Consider the following 16,237-nt stretch of genomic DNA (forward strand, 5'->3'; position numbering starts at 1 on the left):
TACTGGTGCATGATGTCCCAGGCGAAGTCAAAAAAGTGCGGGTGTTTAAATAACTCAATGAGCTTAACGCGACAAGCTTCTCGCTCCACATAATAGGTGTCCTGGAAACGTCTGCGTGCGTTGCGCAACTGGCGAATACAATCAGTATCCAGGCCTACCGTATCGGGTGTATCTGCAATCACCCGTAAGAAGTCAAGAATGGCTTCCGGTGTTGGGAAGACGTTTTCGTGACGTGGTGAAATACGCCCGTCAGACAAGCAAAATTCGTCGTTGATCGTTTGCTGACACTGAATTGACTGATTCAGCATGTCATAACGGAAGCGTTGTAGTAGTAACTGGTTAAGCTCGGTTACACGACGTACCGTGCGGAAAAACGCCTTCATCATCTTTTCCACAGCGGTTTTGTTGTCGTCACCGTATTCGAGCATGCGTGCAACATCGGTTTGATAATCGAATAACAAGCGGTTTTCGCTGCGGCCAGCAACCATGTGCAATGCAAAACGGATCCGCCACAGCGCCATGCGGCATTCGATTAATTCAGCGTGTTCATTTTCGGTAAAGTAACCATGGCCGACTAAATTCCAGCCATCGTATTCACGGAAGTGTTTCTTGGCCACCCAGCCAATAGACTGAATGTCACGCAAGCATCCGGGGTTTTCTTTTACATTGGGCTCCAGGTTGTAAGAGGTCCCATTGAATTTGGCATGACGTGCTTGTTGCTCTTCGTATTTTGCTACAAAAAACGCCTGGCTGGTCCAACTGCTTTTAACGTTAACGGCGTGCCACAAATCTTCGAAGGTATCTTCACATCCGCACAGGTACCGGCTTTCAACCAGGTTGGTTGCAATAGAGATGTCTTCTTTGGCTAGCTTGACGGTTTCTTTTATGGTTCTGACTGACTGCCCAACATCGAGCTTGATATCCCATAACAAGGTGATAAACATGCCGATTTTTTCTTTTACATCGGGCTTAAGTGCTTTTTTACTTACGATCAATAAGTCGATATCTGAGTAGGGCTGTAAATGTCCCCGGCCATACCCACCTACAGCACAGAGTGCGAGGTGCTTGGCGTCTTCCAGGCCATACAGGTGCCAGATGCGTTGTAGCAAGCAGTCGATGAACGTGGCGCGGCCCGTGACCAGCGTATCAATAGGCTGTTTGTTAAATGATGCCGTCAGCCAATCGTAACTGCTTTGCACCAGTTCTTTTATCGCCTTAATGTCGTCTACAGATTCCAGCGATGATGCGTTGTCACATAACTGTTGTAAATTCACAAAGCTACCCACTTGTTGACTTCAGGGTTTAGTGTCAGGCCGAACGTCAAAACCGGCGGGTTTTACCTGACAAGAAAAAGCCCGCTGGCCCAAGAGCCTGCGGGCTGATCATAAACTATGAATGATGATAAAAACGCTCTAATGATTCTTCATCTCGCAGAGTTAATACCTCTACGCCGTCATCGGTTACCAGTAGTGTATGCTCCCACTGGGCACTCAAACTACGGTCTTTGGTTACTACCGTCCATTGGTCGGGCAGAATTTTGGAATACCGTTTGCCCGCATTGACCATGGGTTCAATCGTAAAGCACATGCCAGGCACCAATTCTTCACCAGTGCCTGGACGACCGTAATGTACAATTTGCGGCTCTTCGTGGAAGCCTGCGCCGATACCATGGCCGCAATATTCACGCACAATTGAATAGTTGTGTGCTTCGGCGTGAGTTTGGCAAATATGGCCAATGTCACCTAAACGCATACCAGGACGAACTTGCTGAATCGACTTATACAGACATTCCTGTGTCACGCGCATCAGGCGCTCTGCCATGATGCTTGGCTTGCCTACGACAAACATTTTTGAGGTGTCACCGTGGTAGCCGTCTTTGATTACCGTGACATCGATATTCACAATATCGCCGTCTTTCAGTTTTTTGTCGGCAGGGATGCCGTGACAAATAACGTGGTTGACCGACGTACAGATCGATTTGGGAAACGGCGGATGGCCGTAATTCAGGGGCGCGGGAATGGCCTGCTGTTGGTTAACAATGTAATCGTGACAAATCGTATTCAGCTCGTCAGTAGTTACCCCTTTTTTGACGTAGTCGCCAATCATGGTCAGTACTTCTGCCGCAAGACGTCCTGCGACACGCATTTTCTCGATTTCTTCAGCGGTTTTGATAATTGCAGCCACCCGAATCCTCTTTCATTTGGCAAATCGTAATACGGTGTAATCTGCCCGGTTCAAACACAATGGGGCAGGTTAGCGAGCGGCTATGGTATCGAATACCGCCGCCCCTGTATAGTTGTACACGCTTTTATGCAGACAATATGGCCTGTTTTCTTGAGTCTTCGGGCACTTCGTGGTATAAAGCGCGCGCTTTTGGGAATATCTGCCAGTCAGATGCCGTTTCAATACTGTCACAGTGCTGCAACACTCAAGAGTATAAACTTAATTTAAACACACACATACACTATGACTGCGTGTCGGGGTGTCCGCTTGCGGATCGATACAAAGGGTGTATGGAGGCCTAACCCCAATTGAGGAAATATCAATGGCAAACGTATCTATGCGTGACATGCTGAAAGCCGGCGTGCACTTTGGTCACCAAACTCGTTACTGGAACCCAAAAATGAAGCCTTTCATCTTTGGCGCACGTAACAAAGTTCATATCATCAACCTTGAAAAAACAGTTCCACTGTTCAACAACGCACTTAACTTCCTGTCTGGCGTATCTGCTAAGAAAGGTAAAGTTCTGTTCGTAGGCACTAAGCGTGCTGCTGGCGATGCAGTGAAAGAAGCGGCACAAAAATGTGACCAATTCTACGTGAACAAGCGTTGGTTGGGCGGTATGTTGACCAACTGGAAAACAGTTCGTCAGTCAATCAAGCGTCTTAAAGATCTTGAGCAACAAAGCCAGGACGGTACTTTCGAAAAGCTGACCAAAAAAGAAGCGCTGATGCTTCAGCGTGAAATGGACAAGCTGGAAAGCAGCCTGGGCGGTATCAAAGACATGGGCGGTCTGCCAGATGTATTGTTCGTAATCGACGCTGATCACGAGCACATCGCGGTAACTGAAGCTCGCAACCTGGGTATCCCGGTAGTTGCAGTGGTTGATACCAACTCAAACCCAGACGGTGTTGACTACATCATCCCTGGTAACGACGATGCAATCCGTGCAATTCAACTGTACTTAAACGCTGCGGCTGACGCAGTAAACTCAGGTCGTGAAAACAACCTGGAAGTACAAGCTGAACAAGACGACTTCGTCGAAGCAGCAGAGTAATTTGCTTTATGACCCTGAGGCAGTTGCTTCGGGGTCATTGCTTAACTATCGAATTATCTAAGAGGGGCTGTCGCCCCTTTTAAACTTAAATTTAAAATTATTGCTGAGGAATTGAAAATGGCAGTGACTGCAGCACTTGTAAAAGAATTGCGTGAACGTACTGGCGCCGGCATGCTGGATTGCAAAAAAGCGTTAGTAGAAACCGATGGTGACATCGAACTGGCCATCGAGAACATGCGTAAGTCAGGTCAGGCTAAAGCCGCTAAGAAAGCAGGCCGTATCGCTGCTGAAGGTGTAATCCTGACTAAAGTTGAAGGTGGCAAAGCGACTATCCTTGAACTGAACTGTGAAACTGACTTCGTAGCCCGTGACGAAGGCTTCCTGGCTTTCGGTAACAAATTGCTGGACGTTGCGTTTGCGAACAGCCTGAGCGATATCGAAGCACTGAACGCTTCTGAAATCGAAGGCGGCGTAGTAAGCGACGTTCGTGACACACTGGTAGCTAAAATCGGTGAAAACATCTCTCCACGTCGTGTACTGACTGTTGAAGGTAACAACCTGGGTGCATACACTCACGGTGCGCGTATTGGTGTTCTGGCTATCCTTGAAGGCGGCGAAGAAGAGCTGGCGAAAGACGTTGCAATGCACGTTGCTGCTTCTGTACCTCAGTTCGTTAAGCCTGACCAGGTTCCAGCTGAAGTAGTAGAGAAAGAAAAAGCCATCCAAATCGAAATCGCTATGCAGTCAGGCAAGCCTGCTGACATCGCTGAGAAGATGGTTGCTGGTCGTATGAAGAAATTCACTGGCGAAATCAGCCTGACTGGTCAGCCTTTCGTTAAAGATCCTTCTGTATCTGTTGGTGACCTGCTGAAGAGCAAGGGCGCCGATGTTGTTAACTTCGTACGTTTCGAAGTGGGTGAAGGTATCGAGAAGAAAACTGAAGATTTCGCGGCTGAAGTTGCTGCGCAAATGGAAGCTGCTAAGAAATAATTGGCGGTTTGACTTTTGCATTCGGCCAATGTCGGATACACTTACGAGCACCTCTTCGGGGGTGCTTTTTTATGAGTAAGCCGCCATGGCTACAGTGCCGCACAGAGACATAACGACCGATTAAGTCGGTTTGGTTCATAATTTGTACAGCGAACTATGACCCAAGCCGAATCAAGAGGAAACTATAACAATGAGCATCACACCAAAATCCGCCTACCGACGCATACTACTTAAACTGAGTGGTGAGGCGCTTATGGGTAAAGAAGGCTTTGGTATTGATCCCAAAGTACTCGACCGTATGGCGCAGGAAATCAAAGAGCTGGTCGAGTTGGGTGTACAGGTGGGGCTGGTTATCGGCGGTGGCAACCTGTTTCGCGGTGAAGGACTGGCAAAGGCTGGCATGAACCGCGTTGTTGGTGATCATATGGGTATGCTGGCAACGGTGATGAACGGCCTGGCCATGCGTGACGCGCTGCACCGCGCGTTTGTAAACGCCCGTCTAATGTCTGCTATTCCTCTGAATGGCGTGTGTGACGCTTACAACTGGGCAGAGGCAATCAGCTTGCTGAAGTCTGGTCGTGTAGTCATTTTCTCGGCCGGTACCGGAAACCCGTTCTTCACAACCGATTCTGCAGCCTGTTTGCGCGGTATCGAAATTGAAGCGGATGCAGTATTAAAGGCCACAAAAGTGGACGGCGTTTATAACGACGACCCGGTAAAAAATCCAGAAGCGCAAATGTACTCGCAACTTTCTTACCAGGAAGTCCTGGAAAAAGAGCTGAAAGTAATGGATTTATCGGCGTTTACATTGGCCCGGGACCACAGTCTTCCCATACGTGTATTTAATATGAATAAGCCTGGCTGCCTGAAGCGGGTAGTAATGGGCGAACCTGAAGGCACACTGATTACGCACAGCGACAGTGTCGAAAAATAAAAATACAGGAATTTAACCGTGATTGATGAAATTGAATTAGATGCGCGTGAGCGCATGGAAAAAAGTATTAGTGCGCTGAAAAGCCAACTGAGTAAAATCCGCACCGGCCGTGCACACCCGGCGCTACTGGACGGTATCCAGGTACCCTATTATGGCGTTGATACGCCATTGCGTCAGGTTGCTAACGTCGTGGCAGAAGACAGCCGTACCCTGGCGTTGACTGTTTTCGATAAGAGCGCCATTCAGGCCGTTGAAAAAGCCATTATGCAGTCTGGCCTGGGTTTGAACCCAATGAGTGCGGGCACTACTATTCGTATTCCATTACCGCCACTGACAGAAGAGCGTCGTAAGGACCTGATCCGCGTGGTACGTAACGAAGCTGAACAAGGCCGTGTGGCTATTCGTAACATTCGCCGTGACGCCAACAGTGACGTAAAAGAGTTGCTGAAGGAAAAGGAGATCAGTGAAGACGAAAGCCGTGCAGCGGAAGAGAACATTCAAACACTGACCAATGAATTCATTAAAACTGTCGACAACATGCTGGCAGATAAAGAAAAAGAATTAATGGAAGTGTAGTTGTCGTTATGCAACCTTCGGAAAATGACATCGCAACGACGGTGGCTGAGCGCCTCGCGTCGTTAAAGGTGCCACAGCACGTTGCTATCATCATGGATGGCAACGGTCGCTGGGCAAAGAAAAAGGGAAAGATTCGAACCTTTGGTCATCGTGCTGGCGTTGAGTCAGTGCGTGCAGCGGTGCGTTTTGCCCGTCAAAGCAATATTCAGGTACTCACCTTATTTGCCTTCAGTAGTGAAAACTGGAAGCGCCCGGAAGAAGAAGTCAGCGTGTTAATGGATTTGTTTAACCTGGTGTTAAACAAAGAAGCGAAGCGCCTGAACAAAAACGGCGTACGCTTGCAGGTACTGGGTGATCTCAGTCGCTTTGACGATAAACTGGTTAGTAAGATCCGTAAAGCCGAAGAAATGACGTCGGAAAATACGGATCTCGTTCTGAATATCGCCGCCAACTATGGTGGGCGTTGGGATATTCTGCACGCGGCGAAGCAAATGGCGCAGGACATCGCAGCTGGGAATGTTGCGGTTGACAATATCGATGAGACTGGATTCGATCAGTATATGTCTACCCAGGGCCTGCCAGAGCTGGATTTATTGATCCGCACCGGTGGTGAACATCGAATCAGTAATTTCCTGCTATGGCAATGCGCTTATGCAGAATTGTACTTCACGGATGTACTCTGGCCTGACTTTGATGAAGAGGCATTTTATCTGGCAGTCAAAGACTTCAGTGAACGTCAGCGTCGGTTTGGTTTAATCGGTGAACAGGTCGAAGCGGAAGAGGTTGAAGGGTGAACACCTTTATTCGCATTATGACAACCTCTTACGAAAGACTTCTCTTATGCTAAAGCAACGAATCATTACGGCGCTAATCTTAGCGCCTCTTGCTATTCTGGCTATTCTGTTTTTGCCTCTCAACGCATTTCAATATGTGATTGCTGGTGTCATTGCGTTGGGTGGTTATGAATGGGCAAATATGTCAGGCCTGCCAAAACGTCCACACAAAATTGCATTTTTATTTGTGCTATTGGCCCTCTGTTTGGGGTTAATCGCATTAGTCGATACCGACATGATTTGGTATCAGGGTAAACTCAATAGTCTGTATCACTGGATTTTATCTGTTGCCTGTCTATGGTGGCTGGTGTCTCTGGCGATGATCATCGCTTATCCCCGTTATTCAAAATTCTGGCAGAAAAGCTGGATGATACGCTGTCTATTTGGTGTGTTAACGCTCATTCCGACCTGGGTTGCTGTGGTATCGTTACGTGCCAGTTTATACGATGTGGATGCGTTCTACGGCGCATCGTTGATATTTTACGTATTAGGTATAGTCTGGGCAGCCGATATCGGCGCGTTCTTTGTGGGTGTAAAGTTTGGCCGGCATAAGCTTCGTCCTAACGTATCGCCGGGTAAAACCTTCGAAGGTTTGTTCGGTGGCGTAATGGCGTCATTTGCCATTATTGCATTCGCAGCACTGCACTATCAGGTTGAATCCTCCCGAATTTGGTTACACTTGTTAATCGGAGGACTTACCGTAGGCGTGTCTGCGCTGGGCGATCTTAACGAAAGTATGTTTAAGCGTTGCGCAGGCATTAAAGACAGCGGTCGAATTTTACCTGGCCACGGTGGTTTGCTCGACCGTATTGACAGCCTTACCGCTGCCTTCCCGGTATTTGCGTATTGTTATGTGACCTGGATGGCGTAATGCAAACCGTAACAATATTAGGCGCAACAGGCTCAATTGGCGAAAGTACGCTGGATGTCATTCAGCGTCATCCTGACTTGTTTCGGGTGTTTGCCATAACCGGTCACAAGCAGTTGGAGAGACTGGTACAGCAAGCCAAAGCCTGTCACGCACGCTACTTAGTTGTGGCTGACGAGCAAGACTATGCCAAAGCCCACGAACTTGCCCAGCGTTATGAATTGAGCTCGGAGGTGCTGGCAGGACAACGCGCTCTGGAAGAAGTCGCCTCTGCCGCTGAAGTCGATACAGTGATGGCGTCTATTGTCGGCGCTGCGGGGTTGGAACCCACACTGGCGGCAGTGAAAGCCGGTAAGCGGGTGTTGTTGGCCAATAAAGAATCACTGGTGATGTCCGGTGCGTTGTTTATCGACGCCGCAAAACAGTCCAAAGCGGAAATATTGCCCATCGACAGTGAGCACAACGCGATTTTTCAATGTTTGCCAGCGGACTTTCGCTACGGCGATTTGGACGCTTCAGGCATCAGTAAGATACTGCTTACCGGGTCGGGTGGCCCTTTCCGCGAACGGGATTTACAATCGTTTATGGATATCACGCCTGATGAAGCCTGTGCTCACCCAAACTGGAGCATGGGACGCAAGATATCTGTTGATTCCGCTACCATGATGAACAAAGGCCTGGAGTTTATTGAGGCTTGCTGGTTATTTGGCTTGGGACAAGATGATATTCAGGTGGTTCTGCATCCGCAAAGCACCATTCATTCTATGGTGCAATACATCGACGGTTCAGTATTAGCCCAGTTGGGCAATCCTGATATGCGTACGCCGATCGCTTACGGTCTGGGGTACCCCAACCGCATTGATGCTGGTGTGGCACCATTGGATTTTTCTACGCTGGCGGACCTGAGTTTTACCACGCCATGCGCAACCCGATACCCTAATCTTTACCTAGCCATTGAAGCCTGTCGGGTAGGGCAGTCGGCCACAACGCGTTTAAACGCTGCCAATGAAATCGCAGTTCAGGCTTTCCTCGAAAACCGAATTGGCTTTACCCAAATTGCGCAAATTAACGAAGAAATTCTAAATCGGTTTGAACCAACCGAAGTTTCATCAATCCAACAAATTCGAGAGCTGGACAAGCAAGCCCGTTTGGCTGCGCTGGCACTAGTCGAGGAAGGTTAAGTGGTATTTGAGTTTTTACGTAACGCTGGTGCGTTTATTGTTGCACTGGGCATTTTAGTCGCCGTACACGAATGGGGTCATTATTATGTGGCACGGTTGTGTGGTGTTTACGTAAAACGATTTTCTATTGGCTTTGGCAAGCCGTTGTGGCGGAAACAAGGCAGCAATGGTACTGAATTTGTAGTGGCTGCAATTCCACTGGGCGGTTATGTCCGTATGCTGGATGAACGGGTTGATGACGTGCCCGCAGAGCTGTCTTCCCAGGCGTTTAATCGCCAGAGTGTTGCCAAGCGAATGGCTATCATTGCGGCCGGTCCAGGCGTGAACTTTATATTTGCTGCCATAGCCCTGTATGCGATGTTTTTGATCGGTATCAGTACGGTAAAACCCGTTATAGGTGACATTGCCCCGCAAAGTATCGCTGCAAATGCCGGTTTGGCTGCGGGTGATGAAATTATTCAGGTGGGAAGCAGACATACCCCCGACTGGGAAGCTGTGAACTTTGAGTTGATCTCCCATGTGGGTGACAGCAGCATGGCTGTTACCGTAAAAAATGCCAATGGTGTTACACAACAACGCGAGTTATTGATAGATGGATGGAACTTTGATTCAGATTCAGAGTCTCCTTTACGCAGTGTCGGCATTACCCCGTTTACACCTGCAGCAACGCTAAACGTAGCGTTTGTGGGCGAAGGCTCAGCAGCAAAGTCAGCGGGGGTTCAGGTTGGTGACACTATCGTTGCACTTAACGGTGAAACGGTGGCGGACTGGCAAAGTCTGGTGGCTTTTGTGAAAGACAACCCCGGTGAGCATGTTACGTTAAGTGTAAACAGGGCTGGTCAAACCTATGACCTTTCTGCCACAATTGGGCGCCGTGATACCCCAGAGGGGCAAGATGGCTATCTGGGCGTAAGTCCCTATGCCGAGGCATGGCCGGAAGGGTATGTATTCACTCACCAGTATGGTGTGTTTGAAGCCATGGGGAAAGCGGTCGACAAAACCTGGCGTTTGATGACGCTGAGTATTGAAATGATTGGCAAGCTGGTGACTGGCGATGTGTCAGTGAAAAACCTAAGCGGCCCCATTTCCATTGCACAAGGTGCAGGCAGTAGCGCAGGTTACGGATTGGTGTATTTCCTGAGTTTCCTGGCTTTGATCAGCGTGAACCTGGGCATAGTGAATTTGTTACCCCTGCCAATGTTGGATGGCGGGCATTTAATGTACTTCACCATCGAATGGCTAACTGGAAAGCCGGTATCCGAAGAGATACAAGAATGGGGATTTAAGATTGGCGCCATGCTGCTGTTTACGATTATGAGCATCGCCATATTTAACGATATTACGCGGCTGTCTTAAACAGACGGTCGTAGCAAGAAAAACGCGAACGCAGCAGGAAGAAAAAGAATAGATGAAGTTTAATCAGTTAGTTGTAGCCGGACTTTTGTACTCCAGTGCTAGCTTAGCGAACGCTGCATCCAGCAATAGCGAATTTGTAGTTGAAGATATCCGGGTTGAAGGGTTACAGCGTGTGGCATTAGGTGCCGCGTTAACGTACATACCTGTGCAGAAGGGCGACGAGCTGAATACATTCCGTATTACCCAGCTTATCCGTTCTCTGTATTCCTCGACCCACTTTGAAAATATTGCGGTAATGCGCGATGGCAATACGCTGATCATACGCGTGGCCGAGCGTCCAACCATCAGTAACATCATTTTTGAAGGCAACGATGATATTAAAGACGAGCAGTTACAGGAAAGTCTGGACGGTAACAACATCCGCGTGGGTGAGCCGTTAGATAAAACCGTACTCACGTCTATTGAAAACGGGTTGAAAGACTTCTTCTACAGTATTGGTAAATACAACGCAGATGTAACCGCTATTGTTACGCCGCTGCCTCGAAACCGTGTTGACCTGAAGCTGTTGTTTGAAGAAGGTGATGCCGCCGAAATTAAGCAAATTAATATTGTCGGCAACGAGTTGTTCAGCGATACCGAATTGCTGGAAGACTTTGAGCTGCAATACAACACCGCCTGGTATGATTTCTTGTCGGAAACCCGCTACCAGCAGCAAACGCTGCAAGGCGATATGGAAACTCTACGTAATTTCTACATGGACCGCGGTTACCTGCGTTTCAATGTTGACTCGACCCAGGTGGCTATGTCACCTGAAAAAGACGGTATTTATATCTCACTCAATATTACCGAGGGCGAGCAGTACACTATTTCAGATGTAGAGTTAGTCGGCGACTTACTGGGGCATGAAGATTTCATTGAGAAAGTGCTGCCGTTGACTCCGGGTGAACTTTACAGTCAGGCAGAGGTTACGTATACCGAAGAGTATATAAGCAAGTATCTCGGCCGCTTTGGTTATGCGTATCCTACTGTCACAACAGTGCCTGAAATCAACGACGAAGACAAAACCGTTAAGTTAACGCTGCGGGTCGACCCTGGCAAACGTATTTATGTGCGTCGTATTAACTTCAACGGTAACACCATCACTGCCGATGAAGTGCTGCGTCAAAATGTCGTGCAAATGGAAGGTACCTGGTTGTCAAACTCCATGCTGGAGACGTCCAAAAACAGCATGTCGCGTTTGACGTACATGGAAGAGGTAGAATTTGAAACTGTGCGTATTCCTGGTAAAGACGATCAGGTAGACGTAGAGTTTAATGTTAAAGAACAACCTTCAGGCTCGTTCAATGCGGGCATCAGCTATGGTGATCAGACCCGACTGGGCTTACAAGCGGGTATTCAGCAGGATAACTTCCTGGGAACGGGTAAGAGAATCGGCATCAACCTGAGTACAGTGTCATACCAGAAACAGGCCCAGCTATCTTATACCGATCCTTTCTTCACTATCGACGGTATTAGTTTGGGCGGTACCATCGCGTACAGTGAGTTCGACGGTTCAAGCTTTAACGTTATTCAGTACAATTCAAAGCGTTGGTCTGTAGGTGGAACGATTGGTTACCCTATTGATGAATTTAACCGTATCACGTTTGGTTTGACGTACTCTGATATTGAGTTGTCGAATCGTGGGTACTACGAACAAACAAACCGCTTCTACGAGCAGTTTACCAATGAGAATAACCCGGATGCGCCTATTGCTTACACCAGTTTGCAAGCGTCGGCGGCCTGGAGCCGTGTTACACTGAACCGTGGTTTATTCCCAACTGCGGGGTCATCACAGCGCGCCTCATTTAGTATCACCACACCAAATTCTGATGTGAACTACTTTAAAACAGTATATGATGCTCGATTCTATTTCCCATTGACCCGTAATCAGCGTTGGTCGGTTCTGACAAAACTGCGGTTGGGTTATGGTAATGGTTATGGCGACATCAATGGTAATGACCAGATACTGCCATTTAACGAAAACTTTACTGCAGGTGGCGCAGATACCTTGCGCGGCTTTGAGAACAACACAGTAGGGCCTCGTGGAATTAGAAGAAGTAGTGTCGGTAACTCTACGACACTACCCGACGGTACAGTTGTACCGGGTGATCCTTCTAATGATACGATTGCTTTGTCCCGACGTAGCCTGGGTGGTAACGCCATGGCGCTGGGTGGTGTTGAGCTGATTGTTCCCACGCCATTTGTGGAAGAAGACTCATCTAACTCAGTCAGAACAAGTATGTTCATTGACGTGGGTAACGTCTGGGATACTGAGTTTGATTACGAAGAATACGCGCAGTTAAACAACGGTACAACGGGGGCCGAACTATTAGATTTCTCGGATTGGACTTTGTTTAGAAGTTCCGCCGGTCTATCGGTACAATGGATTTCTCCAATGGGACCAATGGTATTTAGTTTCTCCAGAGCGCTTAAAGAGCGTGACGGTGATGACGCTAAGTTCTTTACCTTTAATATTGGACAAACATTTTAAAATTAAGCTGGCATAGACCAGAATTGAAAAGGAGCACCTTTTGAAAAAGTTGGCAAAATACGCAATCGCATCGGCTATGTTAGGTAGCGCAATGTTTAGTACTGCAGCAATGGCAGAACAGAAAATTGGTGTGGTAAATGTTCAGGAAATTTTCCAATCTCTGCCTCAAGCAGCCGAGATTCAGAATGCCATTCAAATGGAATTCAAAGAGCAGGTAGATGAAGTAAACTTATTGCAACGTGATGGTCAGCTTTACACTGAAAAACTTCAGCGTGATGCAGCAACCATGAGCGCCCAGGAAAAGAAAGAGCTGGAAGAGAAAATCCTTTCAGTACGTGAGCAGTTGAGCCAGAAAGTTCAGCCACTTCAGCAAAACATCCAACGTCGCCAAAACGAAGAGCGCAACAAACTGTTGGCCCTGATCAAGCAGGCCATCGACGCGGTTGCTGCGAAAGAAGGCTATGACATTGTTCTGGATGCGCCAGCTATTGTTTATGTGGACGAGAGCAACGACCTATCTCAACAAGTATTCGATCAGGTTAGCAAGATAAACTAATTCGGATTCACTTCATCGAAATACGACCCAAATCAGACCAATACGCAGGTGTTGGTCTGATTTGTTTTTAAGTGATTAACGCGTAAGGTTGCGGCCCAGATGAAGTCATAGCAGCAAAAGCCATTCAGGACGCCTGCTGCTACTATCGTGTCAAAGGAGAGAGTTTTTGGCCAGTTCACTTAATATTATTGAAATCCGTGAAATCATGGATTTACTACCACATCGGTACCCATTTTTACTTATCGACCGCGTAACTGATTACGAACTGGGCGTGAGCATTAAGGCGTATAAAAATATCACCCTTAACGAGCCTTGTTTTACTGGCCATTTCCCGGATTATCCTATATTTCCAGGTGTGTTAATTTTAGAAGCCATGGCGCAGGCAGCGGGTATTCTCGGTTTTAAAACCGTAGGTAAAAGCGATAAGCTATACTTGTATGCAGGTATCGATAACGCGCGCTTCAAGCGTCCGGTAACACCGGGCGACAGACTCGACTTTGAGGTATGCCTGGTGAAAGAACGCCGTGGCATCTGGAAGTTTAAAGGTGTGGCCAGTGTAGATGGCGAAGAAGCTTGTAGCGCAGAGTTCATGTGTGCAATGAGAGAGAAACAATAACGTGATTCATTCAACTGCTGTGATTTCACCAAACGCGAAGATTGGCAACAACGTATCAGTAGGCCCGTTTTCGATAATTGGTGACGATGTCGTACTTGGTGATGATTGCCGGGTCGAATCGCATGTAGTGATCAAAGGTCCCAGCCGCATCGGTCGCGGTAATCACTTTTACCAGTTTACGTCGATTGGTGAAGACTGTCAGGACAAAAAATACGCCGGTGAGCGTACTGAACTGATTGTTGGCGACAACAATATTTTTCGCGAGGGCGTAACAGTCCATCGCGGTACAGTGCAGGACGAAGGGATAACCCGTATCGGTTCGAACAACCTGCTGATGGTCAACGCCCATGTTGCCCACGATTGTGTTATCGGCGATAACACCATTCTGGCGAATAATGTGGCGGTAGCTGGACACGTTGAAATTGGTGACTATGCCATTTTGGGTGGTACCACAGCGGTACACCAGTTCTGTAAAATTGGCGCACACGCCTTTACCGGCGGTGGCGCAATTATACTGCGAGATGTACCGCCTTACGTGATGGTAAGTGGCACCAAACACATTCCGCAGGGAATCAATTCAGAAGGCCTCAAGCGTAGAGGGTTCGGTAAAGAAACAATTATGGCTATCAAACGGGCCTATAAAGTGATTTATCGAGACAACAACACGCTGGAAGAAGCCATCAAAAAGCTAACGGAAATGGCCGACGAATGCCCGGAAATAGGTATGTTGATTACCTTTTTAGCCGGCGCAGAGCGCGGTATTGTTCGATAGCACATGTCTAATGCACCGTTACGGATAGCGGTCGTCGCTGGCGAGGCATCAGGTGATGTCCTCGCTGCGGGTATGATCCGCGCATTAAAACGCCATTACCCCAATGCCGTATTTGAAGGCATTGCTGGTCCGAATATGCAGGCCGCTGGCTGCAAGAGCTTATTCGACATTGAAATTTTGTCTGTGATGGGACTAGTGGAAGTACTTTCCAGTATTCGCCGCATTCTGGGGGTAAAAAACGCCCTGATTGAACACTTCGAAAAGCATCCCCCGGATGTGTATATTGGCGTTGATGCGCCAGACTTTAATTTACGGGTCGAAAAAGTCCTAAAAGCAAAAGGCATTAAAACCGTTCATTACGTGAGTCCCACCGTTTGGGCATGGCGTGAGAAACGTATATTCAAAATCGCCAAGGCAACCCATCGCGTGTTGGGGATTTTTCCTTTCGAGCACGAAGTCTACGACAAGTACCAAATACCGTATTCTTTTGTTGGTCATACCATGGCCGATATTATTCCTATTGAACCGGATCAGGCTGCAGCAAGACAAACGTTAAAGTTGTCGTTAGATTCATCCTGTCTGGCGATGTTACCCGGTAGCCGACGCGGTGAAGTTGCTAAACTACTGCCAGTCTTCGCTCAAACGGTAGAAAAGCTGTGGCAGAAAATACCCGATCTCCAGATCGTCATTCCGGCCGCTAATCAGGCCCGCACGCAGCAAATTCACGAGTACTTACAGGACCATCTACCCGCCTGGTTAAACGACAAGCGCGTTGTGCTGGTTGAAGGACAGTCACGCGACGCCATGATCGCCAGTGATGTTATTTTACTGGCCTCCGGCACGGCGACACTCGAAGCCATGTTATGTAAACGACCGATGGTAGCCGCTTATCTGTTATCGTGGCTTACACATAAAATGATGCAACGCATGTACAAGCCGAAATACTTTGCGCTACCGAACATTTTAGCCAACGAAGCACTTATTCCTGAACTTCTGCAGGAAGACGTAAACCCAGAACGATTAAGTCAGGAACTGTTTGCGTTATTCTCTTCTGATACCACAGCGTTGGTAGCTGCTTTCACCCGACTTCATCAATCGTTAAAGCAAAATGCCGATGAGCGTGCCGCTGATGCAGTAATTGAGGTAATTAATGAGTAATGACTACCGCTTTATAGCCGGGGTAGACGAAGTAGGCCGTGGCCCGTTAGTCGGGGATGTGGTTACCGCTGCTGTCATTCTGGACCCCAATCATCCTATTGAAGGCTTGGCTGACTCAAAAAAGCTGAGCGAGAAAAAACGACTTTTACTGGCTGAGCAGATTAAGCAACATGCGCTGGCCTGGTCGATCGGGCGCGCGACGCCAGAAGAAATCGACCGCATCAATATTTTACACGCCACCATGTTAGCCATGGTCCGTGCGGTGGAAGGACTAATAATCACCCCTGAATTTGTCAGAGTCGACGGAAACCGTTTACCTCAATGGCAGTATAGTGCTGAAGCCGTTGTGAAAGGGGATAGCAAACACGCGGAAATTTCAGCGGCGTCTATTATCGCCAAAGTGGCTCGGGATGATGATATGATTGCGCTAGACAAACTGCATCCGGAATACGGGTTTGCTGCGCATAAGGGGTATCCCACCAAAGCGCACTTTGAAGCCATTGCCCGGTACGGTGTATTATCCTGTTATCGAAAGAGTTTTAAGCCGGTTCAAGCGGTAGTGGCAGGGCCTGAAGCCGCGGCTAAGTAGT

The 16,237-nt window shown here is 48.1% G+C and carries 16 protein-coding genes; 14 read left to right on the plus strand and 2 right to left on the minus strand.

What is annotated here, in order from left to right; all coding sequences use genetic code 11:
• Both AC4MRN_RS03420 and map read right to left on the minus strand, forming a co-directional pair.
• Positions 1 to 1,274 (minus strand): [protein-PII] uridylyltransferase family protein (locus tag AC4MRN_RS03420; protein ID WP_491202526.1); only part of this gene is annotated, 1,274 nt, incomplete at its 3' end.
• Between the two features lie 115 nt (positions 1,275 to 1,389).
• Positions 1,390 to 2,184 carry a type I methionyl aminopeptidase gene (gene map, locus AC4MRN_RS03425; RefSeq protein WP_073319330.1) on the minus strand — a complete coding sequence of 265 codons (795 nt, stop codon included), beginning with the start codon at positions 2,182 to 2,184 and terminating at the stop codon, positions 1,390 to 1,392.
• Between the two features lie 361 nt (positions 2,185 to 2,545).
• Between map and rpsB the strand changes: the two genes are divergently transcribed.
• The 14 genes from rpsB to rnhB all read left to right on the plus strand — a co-directional run bounded on the left by rpsB (position 2,546) and on the right by rnhB (position 16,236).
• A complete protein-coding gene (gene rpsB / locus AC4MRN_RS03430) occupies positions 2,546 to 3,277 on the plus strand; it encodes a 30S ribosomal protein S2 (RefSeq protein ID WP_073319328.1) in 732 nt (243 codons plus the stop codon).
• 117 nt (positions 3,278 to 3,394) lie between these two features.
• Positions 3,395 to 4,267, plus strand: a complete 873-nt coding sequence (tsf, locus tag AC4MRN_RS03435) for a translation elongation factor Ts (protein ID WP_475069800.1) — start codon at positions 3,395 to 3,397, stop codon at positions 4,265 to 4,267.
• Positions 4,268 to 4,457: 190 nt separating this feature from the next.
• Positions 4,458 to 5,201, plus strand: a complete 744-nt coding sequence (pyrH, locus tag AC4MRN_RS03440) for a UMP kinase (RefSeq protein WP_155015515.1) — start codon at positions 4,458 to 4,460, stop codon at positions 5,199 to 5,201.
• A gap of 18 nt (positions 5,202 to 5,219) precedes the next feature.
• Positions 5,220 to 5,777, plus strand: a complete 558-nt coding sequence (frr, locus tag AC4MRN_RS03445; RefSeq protein ID WP_073319322.1) for a ribosome recycling factor — start codon at positions 5,220 to 5,222, stop codon at positions 5,775 to 5,777.
• Positions 5,778 to 5,869: 92 nt separating this feature from the next.
• Entirely contained in the window at positions 5,870 to 6,571 is a 702-nt protein-coding gene (gene uppS / locus AC4MRN_RS03450) for a polyprenyl diphosphate synthase (RefSeq protein WP_245819136.1), read from the plus strand.
• A gap of 46 nt (positions 6,572 to 6,617) precedes the next feature.
• Positions 6,618 to 7,481, plus strand: a complete 864-nt coding sequence (locus tag AC4MRN_RS03455) for a phosphatidate cytidylyltransferase (protein ID WP_491202527.1) — start codon at positions 6,618 to 6,620, stop codon at positions 7,479 to 7,481.
• The gene (gene ispC / locus AC4MRN_RS03460; RefSeq protein ID WP_370240175.1) at positions 7,481 to 8,659 is read left to right on the plus strand and encodes a 1-deoxy-D-xylulose-5-phosphate reductoisomerase; all 1,179 of its coding nucleotides are present in this window, start codon (positions 7,481 to 7,483) and stop codon (positions 8,657 to 8,659) included. The genes AC4MRN_RS03455 and ispC overlap by 1 nt, the downstream gene beginning before the upstream one ends.
• Positions 8,660 to 10,015, plus strand: a complete 1,356-nt coding sequence (rseP, locus tag AC4MRN_RS03465) for a sigma E protease regulator RseP (RefSeq protein ID WP_073319298.1) — start codon at positions 8,660 to 8,662, stop codon at positions 10,013 to 10,015.
• Between the two features lie 52 nt (positions 10,016 to 10,067).
• The gene (gene bamA / locus AC4MRN_RS03470; RefSeq protein ID WP_073319295.1) at positions 10,068 to 12,545 is read left to right on the plus strand and encodes an outer membrane protein assembly factor BamA; all 2,478 of its coding nucleotides are present in this window, start codon (positions 10,068 to 10,070) and stop codon (positions 12,543 to 12,545) included.
• A 40-nt stretch (positions 12,546 to 12,585) separates the two neighbouring features.
• The gene (locus AC4MRN_RS03475) at positions 12,586 to 13,101 is read left to right on the plus strand and encodes an OmpH family outer membrane protein (protein ID WP_084526243.1); all 516 of its coding nucleotides are present in this window, start codon (positions 12,586 to 12,588) and stop codon (positions 13,099 to 13,101) included.
• Positions 13,102 to 13,267: 166 nt separating this feature from the next.
• Positions 13,268 to 13,717 (plus strand): 3-hydroxyacyl-ACP dehydratase FabZ, encoded by a 450-nt coding sequence (gene fabZ, locus AC4MRN_RS03480; RefSeq protein ID WP_073319292.1) that lies wholly within the window; start codon positions 13,268 to 13,270, stop codon positions 13,715 to 13,717.
• A 1-nt stretch (position 13,718) separates the two neighbouring features.
• Positions 13,719 to 14,489 carry an acyl-ACP--UDP-N-acetylglucosamine O-acyltransferase gene (gene lpxA / locus AC4MRN_RS03485; protein WP_073319289.1) on the plus strand — a complete coding sequence of 257 codons (771 nt, stop codon included), beginning with the start codon at positions 13,719 to 13,721 and terminating at the stop codon, positions 14,487 to 14,489.
• Between the two features lie 3 nt (positions 14,490 to 14,492).
• Positions 14,493 to 15,647, plus strand: coding sequence for a lipid-A-disaccharide synthase (lpxB, locus tag AC4MRN_RS03490; RefSeq protein ID WP_491202528.1), 1,155 nt, complete (start codon positions 14,493 to 14,495; stop codon positions 15,645 to 15,647).
• Entirely contained in the window at positions 15,640 to 16,236 is a 597-nt protein-coding gene (rnhB, locus tag AC4MRN_RS03495) for a ribonuclease HII (RefSeq protein WP_491202529.1), read from the plus strand. Before lpxB ends, rnhB begins: the two co-directional genes overlap by 8 nt.
• The last annotated feature ends 1 nt before the right edge of the window (position 16,237 follow it).

The organism is Marisediminitalea sp. (assembly GCF_984433645.1).

Bases quoted from the DNA above. Each gene is read 5' to 3' on its own strand.
- rpsB (WP_073319328.1), top strand. From the start codon at position 2,546: ATGGCAAACGTATCTATGCGTGACATGCTGAAAGCCGGCGTGCACTTT.
- tsf (WP_475069800.1), top strand. From the start codon at position 3,395: ATGGCAGTGACTGCAGCACTTGTAAAAGAATTGCGTGAACGTACTGGC.
- pyrH (WP_155015515.1), top strand. From the start codon at position 4,458: ATGAGCATCACACCAAAATCCGCCTACCGACGCATACTACTTAAACTG.
- uppS (WP_245819136.1), top strand. From the start codon at position 5,870: ATGGATGGCAACGGTCGCTGGGCAAAGAAAAAGGGAAAGATTCGAACC.
- AC4MRN_RS03455 (WP_491202527.1), top strand. From the start codon at position 6,618: ATGCTAAAGCAACGAATCATTACGGCGCTAATCTTAGCGCCTCTTGCT.
- ispC (WP_370240175.1), top strand. From the start codon at position 7,481: ATGCAAACCGTAACAATATTAGGCGCAACAGGCTCAATTGGCGAAAGT.
- bamA (WP_073319295.1), top strand. From the start codon at position 10,068: ATGAAGTTTAATCAGTTAGTTGTAGCCGGACTTTTGTACTCCAGTGCT.
- lpxB (WP_491202528.1), top strand. From the start codon at position 14,493: ATGTCTAATGCACCGTTACGGATAGCGGTCGTCGCTGGCGAGGCATCA.
- rnhB (WP_491202529.1), top strand. From the start codon at position 15,640: ATGAGTAATGACTACCGCTTTATAGCCGGGGTAGACGAAGTAGGCCGT.